Source organism: Mycobacterium sp. SMC-15 (assembly GCF_045310925.1).
Lineage (GTDB): Bacteria > Actinomycetota > Actinomycetes > Mycobacteriales > Mycobacteriaceae > Mycobacterium.
In genome coordinates, this window is record NZ_JBJIAJ010000001.1 from 177,583 (window position 1) to 191,409 (window position 13,827).

Consider the following 13,827-nt stretch of genomic DNA (forward strand, 5'->3'; position numbering starts at 1 on the left):
TGGGCTCAGCCGAACAGATCCGCCAGGCTGAAGCTCGGCGTATTGGCGATCAGGTCGGACATGTTCGCCCACTGCTGGGCCGCCTGGGCACTCAGTTCGGTCGGCCAGTCGTTGTTGCCGCTCAAGATCGCCGTCGCGAAGTCATCGCGGGCGTTGAGCAGCCCGGCCAGGATGCTGGTGTTCGGGTTGAACAGCGCGTCGTTGATGGCCGGGATCAGCATCTGCGGCATCAACACCGACATCGCGGTCTGGGCCAGCGCCAGCGTGATCGGCATGGTGATGTCGTTGCTCAGCACCGGCAGGGCGTTCCACACCGAGGTCAGGCTTTCCATCGGGTGGTCCAAGACACTGCGCAGGACGGCATCCCAGTCCGGGCTCAGCGCGTCGGTGAATCGCAGCTCGATCGGGGTGAACGGCTGGGTGCCGAACACCGACTCGAAGTTATCCCTGCCCATCAGGGCCGACAGCGCGTTGAGCTCCAGATGCTGCAGCACCCAGGCCGGCTGGGCGTGGATCCGCGACACATCCAGGCCGTAGCCGTAGGAGAACACCCGCCGGGCCATGTCGGCGGCGAACTCCTCAGGGCTGACCGTGGGGGTGTCGCTGGGCAGGTACTGGGCGATGTCGTCAAGCGACACCACCTGAGCGGTCACCCCCTGACCGATCGCGGCGTCGCGGTCGTCGACGTTCTCGAAGCGGGCGAAGATCTCACCGCGCGTCAGACCGCCGGTGTCGAGCCAGTTGGCCACGCCCGGATTCGTCGCGCTGACAACGTAATAGGTGTAGCCGTCGTCGGCGTAGTAGGTCTGGGTGTGGTTGAGGGTGGTCTGGGCCATCACGTAGGGCAGCGCGCCACCGTAGACGTTCATCAGCTCGATGCCGCTGTAGGCCGCGTCGATGGTCGGCACCTTCAGGATCAGTGCCTCACCGGGATCCAGGTCGAAGTTGCCGCCGGTGACGACCGCGGACTCCAGACCGACGCCATAGCTGGTCTCCGGGGCCAACGTCATCATGGTGTTGGCGGGCACCTCCATGCCCACCGATGCCCCGCCCTCGATGCTGCGCTGGTTGAACGGGACGACGATCTGGGCGAAGGCACCGAACAGCATGTTCAACACGTCATCGACGGAGCCGATGCTGCCCGGCCCGGATGGCGCGTCGGTTCCGCCGTCTTCGGTGGGGAAGAATCCACCGGCCGGGATGGAGAAGAACGGCGGGCAGTCGGAGACACACTGCAGGCTGATGCTGCCGGGACCCTTGGCCCAGTCGCCCAGCATGTCCCGAATCAGCAGGGACGCGGCACCGCCGACCGTGGCCTCGGTGGAGTCCAGGAAGTTGACCGCGCCCGGCGGCGCTTCCGGTCCGATGTAGATGGTGAAGTTGCCGTTGGCGTCGACCACCAGGCCGTGGTTGAGTTCCAGGTCCTCGATGGTGTGGGCGGTGGCACCGGTGACGGCCATGGTGCTGATCGACATGTGCTCGGTTCCCCCGCCGAGGTTTCCGGTGAGCACGTAGGTCGCACCGGGAGCCAGCCCGGCCGTGACGTGGTAGTAGATGTCGGGGGTGAAGTAGTCGAAATACTGGCGCGAGTCGGCGACATTGCCGGCGACCACTTCGGGCGACTGGAAGAACACTCCGTTGAACAGCTCGGTGACCCGCGACAATCCGGTGGTGATCAGTTGGTAATTGGTGTTCTGCAACATCCTCATCAGCGTGTCCGCGTCGCCCGGCGAGGCATAGGGCAGTGACAGGTCGTAGGCCTGCGCCTGCTTCATGGCGTCCAGCAGGGCATCGAGGGCCTGCTGGTACCCCGCGGTCAACGTCACCGCGGGCGTGACGCTGCCGGCGGTGGCCATCGGGCTGCCCATCACCATCGACAGCGCGCCGCCGACCGCCACTGCGGCGGTCCCCAGTCGTCGTCCGTGGGCCGAGGAGAGCAGCCAGGACGCAACCCTCGAAGGACGTTGCGCTTCGATGTTGCCCGTCGTGTCCACGGCCACCCTTCCCCCATCTCGTTAATCATTTTCTCTTTTTACTCACGGCTGATTTTTATTGGGACCATACGTCTGCATCGCATGACGTGCAATAGTCGTCGCGCAGATTGAGACGGCCGTGTCGCGAAACCCGTTGCCGACATCAACCGGTGTCGACCGGTAGGTTGCGCTGCATGTCCATGCGATGGCTTTCTGCGTTCGGCGCGGTGACGACGGCCCTGGTCGTGAGCGGATGCGGGCTGACGGTGACCAAGACCGGCACCGACCCGGTGGCGAACCTGGCCCCGCGCAGCACCCCCAACGGCATGGTGTTGGTGTCGCCGGACAACTTCGTGCGGGCCGTCACGGACCAGGAATTCACCAATATCGTCAACGAGAACGGCTTCGGCCGGTTCTTTCACATGCGCGAAGTCACCCCGGTCGACCGGCAGCTGGTGGTGCGCTCCAACCGGGACACCTTGTATTCGGCGGCGGTGTTCGACCTGCAGGCCGGTCCGGTGACGCTGACCCTGCCCGATCCCGGTCAGCGCTACATGTCGGCGCAGGTGATCAACCAGGACGAATACGTCACCGACATGTTCTACGGCGGCGGCGAGCACGCCCTTGATCAGCAGCATGTCGGGACCCGCTATGTGGCCGTCGCGGTACGCATCCTGGCCGACCCCAACGATGCCGCCGACCTGGCCACGGCACATCGGCTGCAGGACGCGATCACGGCGCAACAAGACGACACCGGCAGCTTCGATGTGCCCCGATGGGATCCGGTCAGCCAGAAGAAGGTCAACGACGCGTTGTTGGAGCTGGCCCAGACCATCCCCGACACCCGGGGCATGTTCGGCACCGAGGCCGACACGGACCCGGTACGGCATTTGATCGGAGCCGCTGCGGCGTGGGGCGGAAACTCCGAGAAGGAGGCGCTGTACCTCAATGTCACCCCGGCCCGCAACGACGGCAACACGGTGTACCGCCTGAGGGTCAAAGACGTTCCGGTGAAAGCCTTCTGGTCGGTCACGGTCTACAACAAGAACGGTTACTTCACCGAGAACCCGCAACAGGCGTACTCGGTCAACGACATCACCGCGGACAAAGCGGCGGACGGATCGGTGACCGTGCAGTTCGGGGGTTGTTCGGACGACAACACAGCCAATTGCCTGCCCACCACGCCGGGATGGAACTACATGGTCCGGCTCTACCAGCCGGACAAGGAGATCCTGTCGGGCAAGTGGGTCTTCCCGACGGCGCAGCCGGAAGACTCGGCGAGCAGCGAGACCCGCTCTCCCGCGGCGCCGCCCCCACCCTCGCCAGCACCCACCCCGACCCCGACGCCCCCACCGCGCCCGGGGCGCTGATCGCACCGCGGATCGTCACCGCGGTGGTTAGTCTGCTGGACATGGTGTCGATCTGGCTGGCGCTGGGCTGAGTGCCGGCGACGCGGCATGCCTACTTCGCGTACGGGTCCAACCTGTGCGCACAGCAGATGGCACGCCGCTGCCCCGATGCGGTGGATCCTCGCCCAGCGACGCTGGCCGACCACGATTGGCTGATCAATCAGCGCGGGGTGGCGACGCTCGAGCCGTTTCCCGGATCACGGGTGCACGGCGTGCTGTGGTGGGTGTCCGACGACGACCTGGCCGCGTTGGACAGCGCCGAAGGTGTTCCGCTGCGCTACCGCCGAGACCAGCTGACGGTGCACACCGTCGATGGACCGTCGGTGGCGTGGGTGTACATCGACCACCGGGTGCAGCCCGGGGCGCCGCGGCCCGGCTATCTGGAACGCATCATCGGCGCAGCCATGCAGCACAAACTGCCATCGCACTGGATTGAGTTCCTGCGCCGCTGGGATCCTTCCCACTGGCCGCTGCAACAACGGGCGAGCAGTCCGGAACCGCAATCGCTTTCGGAGCTGTTGGCGGACCCCGACGTGGTCGAGCAGAGCCGGTTGCGGTCGCGGTTCGGCTTCCTGGCCATTCACGGCGGCGGTCTGGAGCAGATGACCGACGTGATCGCCGAACGCGCCGCACAAGCCTCCGGCGCATCGGTGTATGTGGTGCGCCATCCCGACGGCTATCCGCGCCATCTGCCGTCGACGCGGTATCGCGCCGAGGAGTCCGCGCGGCTGGCCGAATTCCTTGACCACGTCCACGTCGTGGTGTCGCTGCACGGCTACGGCCGGCTCGGACGCAGCACGCAATTGCTGGCGGGTGGCGGCAACCGCAGTCTGGCCGCACACGTCGCCCGATGCCTCGACCTGCCGGGCTACCAGGTGATCACCGATCTCGACGCGATGCCGGCGAAGCTACGCGGCCTGCACCCGGCGAACCCGGTCAATCAGGTACGCGGCGGCGGAACTCAGCTGGAACTCTCACCTCGGGTGCGTGGGATCAGCCCGCGCAGTCAGCCGCCCGGAGCCGACGGGCTGTCGCCGGCCACGGCGGCACTGGTGCGCGGACTGACGATCGCGGCCACAACGTGGCGGTTTGACACTTAGGAGGTAGTTGGTGGACAAGCAGTTTCGCTTCGGCGTGGGCCTGAACCCGATCAGATCTGCGACCGCACTGGCCGAGACCGCCCGGCGGCTGGAGGGTTTCGGCTTCGATGTGCTGCACGTGCCTGACCATCTCGGTGCCCCGGCCCCCTTTCCGGTCCTGGTCGCCGTCGCCGCGGCCACCTCGACGATCCGGGTGGGCACCTACGTGCTCAACGCCTGCTTCTACAAGCCGGCACTGCTGACCCGCGACATCGCCGACACCGACGTGCTGTCGGGCGGACGACTGGAAGTGGGCCTGGGTGCGGGCTACGTCCGCGCGGAATTCGAGGCCGCCGAGCTGCCGTTTCCGTGCGCCGGGCGCCGCATCGACTACCTCGAGCACGTGACCAAATACGTCGCGACGCACCAGCCGCGGGTGCCCATCCTGATCGCCGGCAGTGGCGACCGGCTACTCACGGTGGCAGCTCGCCACGCCGACATCGTCGGATTGACCGGGGCGCGGGTGGCCGGTGCCGACGATCCCCTGGCCGAGCGGATCGACTTCGTCCGGGCGGCCGCCGGCAACCGGTTCGACGCCCTCGAACTGAACCTGGCCATCACGGCGGTGCCGACCGACGGCTCCGGGATGCCCAATCTGTCGCTGACCCGTCGATTCGCGCCGACCCTGTCGGACGAGGAACTGCTGGCCTCACCCGCCGTGCTGTCCGGATCGGCCAGCGACATGGCCGACACCCTGCGCGAACGCCGCCGTCGCTACGGGGTCAGCTACTTCACCGTCCAGCAGGACCACGCCGAAGCCTTCGCCGAGGTCATCGCCGCATTGCGGTGACCAACGCCCACACCGAACAGCCGAGTGCCCCCGCCACTGCGACGGCGCCGATGTAGAGCCCATATCCGGCGGCGATCGGCGCAGCGACGTTCAGCCGGTAGTACCAGAAGCCCAGTGCAGCGATGAGCACAGAGTCCAGCACTGCGACAGCCGCGGCCAGCCGGGTGAAGAGTTCCCGGGCCACCATCGCGCCGGCCACCAGCAGCACGGCGGCCAACAACACGATCAGCTGACCGACGCCGAAGCGGGGCGGCAGCGCGATGGCGCCGGCGCTGCCGCCGATCGCGCTGGCATGCCCGCCGCCGTTGGCCGACGTGGTCAGCCACGGCAGCCATGCACTGCCCGACAGAAGGGCCGCGCACAGCGCAATCAGCCAACCGGGACGCCAGCGAGTCATGTTGTGACACTAGCTCGCATCGACCAGCTCGCCGCTGCGCGGCATCGTCAACGTTCGCGTCAGGCCGAGCCGTGCCAGGAATTCCTCGTCGTGACTCACCACGATGAAGGCGCCTCGATAGCCGTCCAGTGCGTCGACGAGCTGACCGACGCTGGCCAGATCGAGGTTGTTGGTCGGTTCGTCGAGCAGCAGCAGCTGCGGTGGCGGGTCGGCGAGCAGTAGTTGGGCCAGCGCGACGCGGAATCGCTCACCGCCGGACAGGGTGCCGACCGGCCGCGCCACACAATCGGCGGTCAGCAGGAACCGGGCCAGTTGGGCCCGCACCGCCTGCGGCTGTCTGCCCGAGACCGCCGACACCGCGTCGAACGCGGACACTGCGTCGTCCAGATGGTCCAGGCGTTGTGGGAGGTAGCCGACCCGGTCGGTCAGCAGTCGCCCGGCTTCGCCCGCCAGCAGTGCTTCCAGCACCGACGTCTTGCCCACCCCGTTCGGGCCGTCCAGGGCGATGCGTTCTGGCCCCTGCACGACGATCGGCCCGTCGAGGCCCGGCAACTCGGCCAGCCGGCGGCTGTTGGGCACCTGGGGGTCAGGCAGATCGACGCGAATGTGTTCGTCGCGCCGCACCCGGGCGGACGCGGCGTCCAAATCGGCTTGGGCGTCCCGGACCCGCCCGTCAAGGTTCCCGCGCAACTTACCGGCCGAAACCTGGGCATTGGCGGCGTTCTGGTTCATCACGATCTTCGCGGCGCGCTTGTTCTGGTGGGCGACCTGGGCCGCCCGGTTGCGTCGGGCCAGTTTGGTCTCGGCTTCCACGCGTTGGCGCTTCTGGACCTTGACCACCTGCTCTGCGGTGCGGGCCGCCGTCCGGGCGGCGGCCTGCTCGGCCTCCAGGTGCGCCCGCCAGACGCTGTAGGGACCGCCGAAGGTGGTGAGTCGCCCGTCGTAAAGCTCGGCGGTGCAGTCCATCTGCTCCAGCAGCGCGGTGTCATGGCTGGCCACGATGAGCGCGCCCGGCCACACCTCGACCAGCCGCGCCAGCCCGGTCCGCGCGGCACGGTCCAGGTTGTTGGTCGGCTCATCGAGCAGGGTGATCGGGGCGGCCGCCAGCCGCAGCCCGGTCAACGCCACCAGCATGACCTCCCCGCCGGACAGCTCGGCGACCCGGCGATCGAGGTCGTTCGCCGAGAATCCGATGTCGCGCAGCGCCGCATCGGCGCGGGATTCGATGTCCCAGTCGTCGCCGACCACCTCGAAATGGGCCTCCGCGGCATCACCGCCTTCGATCGCCCGCAGTGCGGCGACGCGATCGTCGACACCGAGCAGCTCGGCGATCGAGGCGTCGGCGTCCAGGGTGAGCAGCTGTGGCAGATAGGCCACTCGCCCGGCCGTCGTGATGTGCCCGCTGGTCGCCCGGAGTTCCCCGGCGATCAGCCGAAGTAGTGTCGACTTTCCGGCGCCGTTGGCGCCCACCAGGCCGGTACGGCCGACGCCGAACGAGCCGGTGATGTCGGCCAGCGCGGTACTGCCGTCGGGCCAGGTGAAGCCGACATCGGTCAGGGTGATGACAGCATGGGAATCAGAAAAAGGTAGGGACATGGGGTCTCCGGGAAGGTCAGCGGGAGCGCTGACAACCGGGACCGGACTACGGCAACTCGGCGGTGATCAGCGCGCGGACGACGGCGTGAGACCGACGATGCCTGTCATTCCATGACCTCCTGTGAAACGTACGGCCGCCACCCTAGCTGCGGGATGGCTGGGCGTGCAACCGATTAACCCGGCGCGAAAACCGTGACGAACTTGCGCAGCGACTCGTTGATGTCGCTTTTGAGTGCCGCGGCCACCAGCATGCCGATCGGGCCGAACAACGCCGGACCGCCCAGGTGCACGTCGAAACTGACCTTGGAGCCATCACCTTCGGGTGCGACCTTGGCGAGCAGCTTGATCTTGACCCCGCCCTTGCCGTCGCCGTTGAGCGTCATTCCGGTGGGCGGCTTGTAGTTCACGATCGTCCACCGGACCTTGTTGAGCATGCCCTTGACCTCGACGATCGAGTCCAGCTGCGTGCCCTTGTCGAGGGTCTCGGGCAGCACACTGCGCCACACCCGGTGAATGGTCAGCCACTCTTTGTAGCGGGACAGATCCGAGGCGTGCGCCCAGGCCTCTTCGGGAGGCAGCGGGACGTCGATGGATCCGGAGAGCTTGGCCATGTCGTGCTTTCCCCTTGTGTCACGGTTTATCGCTGGGTCATTGTGGCCGTTGCCGACTCCCGCCACAACTTCGGCTTCTCACCGAGCATGCCGCCCCGTGCCCACCACATCGCCTCGATGGCGGCCGCGCCGAGCGCTCCGATGCCGAGTGCCAGCAGCGTCAGTGCCACGTTGGAGGGGTCCAGCAGGAACTTCTCCCGGGTCAGCGGCATCGCGAAGATCGCCACATAGGCCAACCCGCAGCTGATCACCAACAGCAGCCGCCACCATTGATAAGGCCGCGCCACCACGGCCAGCACCCAGCCCGCCGTGGTCAGCAACGTGATCAATGCGCTGGTGGAGGCCTGGATCTGCTGGACCGGCGTGGCTTCGCTGCCGCGGTAAGCCACCAGATAGGACGCGAATGTGGCGATGCCCACCACCACGCCGGCCGGCAGCGCCCCGCTCATCACGCGCCGCACGAATCCGGGGTGCGCCCGCTCGTTGTTCGGTGCGAGCGACAGGATGAACGCCGGGATACCGATGGTGAACCACGCGGCGACCGTGACGTGGATCGGCTGGAACGGATACAGGAGCGGTTTGGTGCCGAACAGCGCCGACGCCAGTCCGACCAGCCCTACCAGCAGCGCGAGCAGCACCGAATACACCGTTTTGGTCAAGAACAGGTTCGCCACCCGCTCGATGTTGCCGATCACCCGGCGGCCCTCGCCCACCACGTAGGGCAGGGTGGCGAACTTGTTGTCCAGCAACACGATCTGCGCCACCGAGCGCGCCGCCGAACTCCCGGCCCCCATCGCGACACCGATGTCGGCGTCCTTGAGTGCCAGCACATCGTTGACGCCGTCGCCGGTCATGGCCACGGTGTGGTTGTGCGCCTGCAGGGCGTGCACCATGGCCCGCTTCTGATCGGGGCGCACCCGGCCGAACACGGTGTGTTCCTCCAGCGCTCCGGCCAGTTCGTCCGGTTCGGCCGGCAGCTTGCGGGCATCCATCGCGTCCCCGGGCAATCCCAACTCCGCGGCCACCGCGCCCACCGAGACGGCGTTGTCGCCGGATATGACCTTCACCGACACTTCCTGCGCGGCAAAATAATCCAGGGTCTCGCGGGCGTCGGGGCGTAGCTTCTGCTCGAGCACCACCAGTGCCGCCGGAGTCACCTGCCCCGGGGCGTCGGGATGGTCGACGGGCTGGTCACAGACCCCCAGCAGCAGCACCCGCAGACCACGCGCCCCGATCTGTTCGGCCCGTTCGGCGGCCCCCGATGACGGGTCGAGCAGCACGTCGGGAGCACCGATCACCCAGTTGCCGTGCTCCCCGTACGAAACGCCGCTCCACTTCGTCGCCGACTTGAACGGAGCGCACGCGCTCGACGTCCAGCCCGGCGATGCCGGGAAGGCCTCGGCAATGGCCTGGATGCTGGCGTTGGGGCGGGCATCGTCGGCGGCCAATGCGGCCAGCGCTTGGTGTACCGGAAGGCCTTCCCCGCCATCGAGTTCGGCGACCTCCGAGACCCGCATCCCGTTCTCGGTGAGGGTGCCGGTCTTGTCGGCGCAGACCACGTCGACGCGGGCCAGGCCTTCGATCGCGGGCAGTTCCTGCACCAGGCACTGCCGTTGTCCCAGCCGCACGACACCGACCGCGAACGCCAGCGACGTCATCAGCACCAGGCCCTCGGGAACCATCGGTACCAGGGCACCCACCGTCGCCAGCACCGATGCGCGCCAGCCCACGTCGGTGGTGAACATCTGCGTGTAGATGATCAGCAGCCCGGCCGGGATCAACAGGTAGGTGATGAATTTCAGGATCTGGTTGATACCGGTGCGCAGTTCGGATTTCACCAGCGTGAATTTGCTGGCCTCCTCGGCCAGTTTGGCGGCGTACGCCTCACGGCCAACCCGGCTGGCGCGGTAGGCACCGCTGCCGGAGATCACGAAGCTGCCCGACATCACCTGGTCGCCGAGGTCCTTGCCGATCGGGTCCGCTTCACCGGTGAGCAGGGATTCGTCGACCTCCAGGTCGGCTGACTCCACGACCTCGCCGTCGACGACGATCTGGTCACCAGGGCCCAGCTCGATGACGTCGTCGAGCACCACCTCGCCCGGCGGGAGCTGCTTTGTACCGGACTGCCTGCGCACCAACGGTTTCGCTTGGCCGACGATGGCCAGCTTGTCCAGCGTCTGTTTGGCCCGGATCTCCTGCACCATCCCGATGACGCTGTTGAAGACGATGAGTAGCCCGAACAGCCCGTTGATCAGGGATCCGGTGGTGAGCACGATGGCCAACAGCACACCCAGGATCGCGTTGATTCGGGTGAAGACGTTGGCCCGGATGATCTCGGGGACGCTGCGCGCGGCCCGGGCGGGGATGTCGTTGGTCTGGCCCTGCGTGACCCGCTGGGCGACTTGCGCGTCAGTGAGTCCTGGGGTTCGCGCTGTCGTCACCGGGTGAACCTTCCCAGCTTGTCGTGATCGAAGTACTCCAGCTCCACCGCGTCCTTGCTGAACGTAGCGGTGGATATCGTTCCGTCCGGAGCATTCTCGCCCTGCAGGGCGAAGGTGAAGGTGTCACCGTCGTAGTGGCTCAACCGGAATCGTTGATGCTGCGGCCCGAGCGTCACATCGAGCGCACCGTGGTCCTCGGTGACGGTGGCCGGGCCCCAATAGGGGTTGGCGTACTCCCCGATGTAGTCCGACAGCGGCCGGGCCGGACCCGGATGGGCCGGCGGCCCCGCGCCCACCAGCGCGCCTTCCGGTTCTGACATCGGCGCCAGCGCCTGCCGGTACAGCGTCGGCCAGTTCTCGCGGATCTCGCCGTACTGGACCAGGTCCAGGAATTGGGCGATCAAGGTCTCCGGGACGCCGATCGGTGTGGCATTGCTCAGCACGACGATTCCGACGTCTTGGGACGGCAGCGCCGAAAACGCCGTCGCGGCGCCCAGCAGGAAGGCACCCGAGTGGCCGTACTGGGTGCGCCCCGATGAGGTGATCGACACGTTGAAGCCCTCGCCGTAGAACCCTGGCCGGGCGGTGCCGACCCCGGCGGGGGCGCTGATCACCTGTGGCGTGATCGCGGGCAACAACGCTTCGGGCGCGATGATCTGGGTGCCGTCGTGACTGCCGTTGGCCAGCACCATGGCCAGCCAGCGCGCCATGTCGTTCGCCGACGAACTGACTCCGCCGGCCGGCGACTGCGCGTCCGGATTGCGTTGATATCGCGGCTGATAACTGTCGCCGTCCTTGACGTGGGTGAGCGCGCGATTGGGTCGCGCGAGGAAGTCTGCGTGGCGGGAACTGGTCGACGTCATCCCCAACGGTCGGTACAGCACGTCGGCCGACAACTGCTCCCACGGCACGCCCGCCGCGCCGGCGACCGCCTCTGCGGCGGCGGTCAGCCCGAAGTTGGTGTAGTCATAGTTGTCGCGGAACCGGGCCAGCGGTAGGTATTTGAGCCGTTGCAGCACTTCCCGGCGGTCGTAGCCGAGGTCTTCGAGCCGATCTCCGGCGTGATCGGGCAACCCGGACCGATGCGCATACAGGTCAGCGATGGTGAGGTGGTCGGTCACGTAGGGGTCCGACAGCGCGAACCAGGGCAGCTGCGTCACCACCGGGGTGTCCCAGGCGATGGCCCCCGCACTGACCTGTTGCGCCACCACGGTGGCGCCGACCGATTTGGACACCGACGCCAGCTGGAACACCGTGTCGGCGTTCACCGCATTGTCCGGTCCGGCACCGTTGTGGGTGTCGCGTACACCAAAGCCTTTGGCGTACACGGTCTTCCCGCCATGAACGACCGCGACGGCCAGTCCGGGTATTCCGGTGCCGTCCATCAGTTCCCGCGCCAGGCCGTCGAGTTTGGCCACCGCGGCTTCGACGCGGCCCGCGGGGATGTCCACTCCCGACACCTCGTTGGGCGCGGTTTCGTGTTGCGCGGTCGGAGTCGCCGCCGGAGTGCACGCGCTCAGAGCAACGGCCAGCACAGTGGCCCCGGCCGCAGCCGCCCACCTGGTCATGGCGCTACAGCCTCCACCACGCTCTGGGTGCGGCGGCGCCGGGCTGCACCCGGCCACCGGGTTTGGGCACCGCCGTCGATACCCCTGCGGCGTCAGCGGCGGCCAGCAACCGTTCCACCGGCTCGGCCCATCGATGCGGCGCCAACCGGAACGTGCCCCAGTGAATCGGCACCAGCAGACCCGACGCCGAAGCATTCAGGTCGAGATGCGCCTGGACCGCCTCCTCCGGGTTCATGTGGACGTCGGGCCAGGCGGTGTTGTACGCCCCGATCGGCAACAGCGTGACGTCGAACGGGCCATGCTCGGCACCGATCGCAGCGAAGCTGCCGGTATATCCGCTGTCGCCGCCGAAGTAGACCCGGTGGGTGGGACCGGCGATCACCCACGACGCCCACAGCGTCTGGTTGCGGGTCAGGAATCGTCCGGAGAAATGCCGCGCCGGTGTGCAGGTCAGGGTGAGATCGCCCAGCGTGGTGTGCTCGTCCCAGTCGAGTTCGATCACCCGTTCCGCGGGGACACCCCACGCGCGCAGGTGCGCCCCGACGCCCAGCGGGACCACGAACGGCGCCCACTGGCTGCGGGCGAGCGCGGTGACGGTGTCGATGTCGAGGTGGTCGTAGTGGTCGTGGCTGACGACGATCGCGTCGACCGCGGGCAGCGCCCCGAGCCCCACCGGCGGGGGATGCAGCCGCCGCGGCCCGACCGCATCCGACGGCGAGCAGCGTTCGCTCCAGACCGGGTCGGTCAGGACGCGGTAGCCGTCGATCTCAACGAGTGCCGTCGCGTGTCCCAGCCAGGTGATCGCCAGCGGATCGACGTCGACGCTGAAACCGGGCACCTCCAGCGGGATCGGCGCCGCGGGCCGTCGCCCGATGCGGTCGGCGAACAGCTCGCGCACCATCAGCCGCCGTTGTTCACGGTCCATGTTGACCATGGCGGCGCGTTCGATGTTGTGGAAGATCCCGTCGCGGTAGTTCCTCGACCGGGTGGCCACCGCATCGATCGCGCTGGGCGCCGCACCCAACGCGGCGGGGGTGCCGCGCAGCGCACGAAGCGTCCAGCCACCGGCGGCCAGCGACGCCGTGGTTCCCGCCAGTCGAAGTGCCCCGCGCAGCATGACGATGAGTCTATGGTGGCGAACCGCGGGCTCCGCCATTTCGATGGCGCCGGTCAGGCGCCCTGGAACTTGGGCGGGCGCTTCTGGACGCGAGCCACCTGGGCCTCGATGACGTCCTGGCTGCCCCAGGCCTTGTCGAACAGTTCCTTGTGCACCGGCTGCTGTTCCTCGTAGGCGCCGTCGTCGTTGAGCACCCGCTTGGCGTGCTGCAGTGCCAGGGGCGCCAACCCGGCGATCTCGCGCGCCCAGGCCTGCGCGTCGGCAACGGTGCCGATCCGGTTGGCCATCCCGGTCAGCAGCGCCTCCTCGGACGGCAGCCTCTCCGCGGTCAGCATCATCGCCCGGGCCCTCCCGTAGCCGACCAGTGAGGTCAGCCGCCGGATGCTCCAGTTGTCCAGCGCCAGGCCGTACTTGGCGACCGGGAACTGGAAGAACGCCTCCGGGGCCACCACCCGCAGGTCGCAGACCATGGCCAATTGCAGGCCGGCGCCGATTGCGGCCCCGTTGATGGCGCCGATCACCGGCACCGGGACATCGGCGATGCTCTGGTGCAGGGCGACAAGCTTGTCGGGGTAGTCGGCGGCGAACGCGTCACCGGACAGATCCGCGCCGGCGCAGAACACCGTGCCCTGCCCGGTCAGCACGATCGCCCGGACGTCGTGGGTGGCGGCGTCCAAGACCGCCTCCCGCAACTCGGTGACGAGCTGGGAGTTCAAGGCGTTGCGACGCTCGGGGCGCTGCAACTCGATAGTCGTGACGGCTTCATCGCGGGTAACACCGATCATG

At 67.8% G+C, this 13,827-nt stretch carries 11 protein-coding genes; 3 read left to right on the forward strand and 8 right to left on the reverse strand.

All coding sequences use genetic code 11. The features are described 5' to 3' along the window. Positions 1-5: 5 nt before the first annotated feature. Complete coding sequence (locus tag ACJH71_RS00850; protein WP_406756154.1) at positions 6-2,000, reverse strand: hypothetical protein; 1,995 nt, start codon at positions 1,998-2,000, stop codon at positions 6-8. 308 nt (positions 2,001-2,308) lie between these two features. Between ACJH71_RS00850 and ACJH71_RS00855 the strand changes: the two genes are divergently transcribed. The 3 genes from ACJH71_RS00855 (at position 2,309) to ACJH71_RS00865 (ending at position 5,311) form a co-directional block, all read left to right on the forward strand. Continuing rightward, the gene (locus tag ACJH71_RS00855) at positions 2,309-3,343 is read left to right on the forward strand and encodes a DUF1214 domain-containing protein (RefSeq protein WP_406756560.1); all 1,035 of its coding nucleotides are present in this window, start codon (positions 2,309-2,311) and stop codon (positions 3,341-3,343) included. A gap of 71 nt (positions 3,344-3,414) precedes the next feature. Continuing rightward, positions 3,415-4,482, forward strand: coding sequence for a poly-gamma-glutamate hydrolase family protein (locus ACJH71_RS00860; protein ID WP_406756155.1), 1,068 nt, complete (start codon positions 3,415-3,417; stop codon positions 4,480-4,482). Between the two features lie 10 nt (positions 4,483-4,492). Then, positions 4,493-5,311 carry an LLM class F420-dependent oxidoreductase gene (locus ACJH71_RS00865; RefSeq protein WP_406756156.1) on the forward strand — a complete coding sequence of 273 codons (819 nt, stop codon included), beginning with the start codon at positions 4,493-4,495 and terminating at the stop codon, positions 5,309-5,311. On the opposite strand, the gene ACJH71_RS00870 is transcribed toward ACJH71_RS00865, so the two are convergent. From ACJH71_RS00870 to ACJH71_RS00900, 7 genes are all read right to left on the reverse strand, one after another. Beyond that, entirely contained in the window at positions 5,292-5,708 is a 417-nt protein-coding gene (locus tag ACJH71_RS00870) for a hypothetical protein (protein WP_406756157.1), read from the reverse strand. The two genes, ACJH71_RS00865 and ACJH71_RS00870, sit on opposite strands and share 20 nt — an antisense overlap. A 9-nt stretch (positions 5,709-5,717) precedes the next feature. Next, on the reverse strand, positions 5,718-7,304 hold the full coding sequence (locus ACJH71_RS00875) for an ABC-F family ATP-binding cassette domain-containing protein (RefSeq protein WP_406756158.1): 1,587 nt from the start codon (positions 7,302-7,304) through the stop codon (positions 5,718-5,720). A 173-nt stretch (positions 7,305-7,477) separates the two neighbouring features. Next, positions 7,478-7,915, reverse strand: coding sequence for an SRPBCC family protein (locus ACJH71_RS00880; RefSeq protein ID WP_406756159.1), 438 nt, complete (start codon positions 7,913-7,915; stop codon positions 7,478-7,480). 26 nt (positions 7,916-7,941) lie between these two features. Further along, the gene (locus ACJH71_RS00885) at positions 7,942-10,356 is read right to left on the reverse strand and encodes a cation-translocating P-type ATPase (RefSeq protein ID WP_406756160.1); all 2,415 of its coding nucleotides are present in this window, start codon (positions 10,354-10,356) and stop codon (positions 7,942-7,944) included. Continuing rightward, entirely contained in the window at positions 10,353-11,924 is a 1,572-nt protein-coding gene (locus ACJH71_RS00890; RefSeq protein ID WP_406756161.1) for a serine hydrolase, read from the reverse strand. Before ACJH71_RS00890 ends, ACJH71_RS00885 begins: the two co-directional genes overlap by 4 nt. Before the next feature lie 4 nt (positions 11,925-11,928). Then, positions 11,929-13,041: an MBL fold metallo-hydrolase gene (locus ACJH71_RS00895; RefSeq protein WP_406756162.1), complete on the reverse strand. Its 1,113-nt coding sequence runs from the start codon at positions 13,039-13,041 to the stop codon at positions 11,929-11,931. Positions 13,042-13,094: 53 nt separating this feature from the next. Continuing rightward, positions 13,095-13,826 (reverse strand): enoyl-CoA hydratase, encoded by a 732-nt coding sequence (locus ACJH71_RS00900; RefSeq protein ID WP_406756163.1) that lies wholly within the window; start codon positions 13,824-13,826, stop codon positions 13,095-13,097. Between the last annotated feature and the right edge of the window lies 1 nt (position 13,827).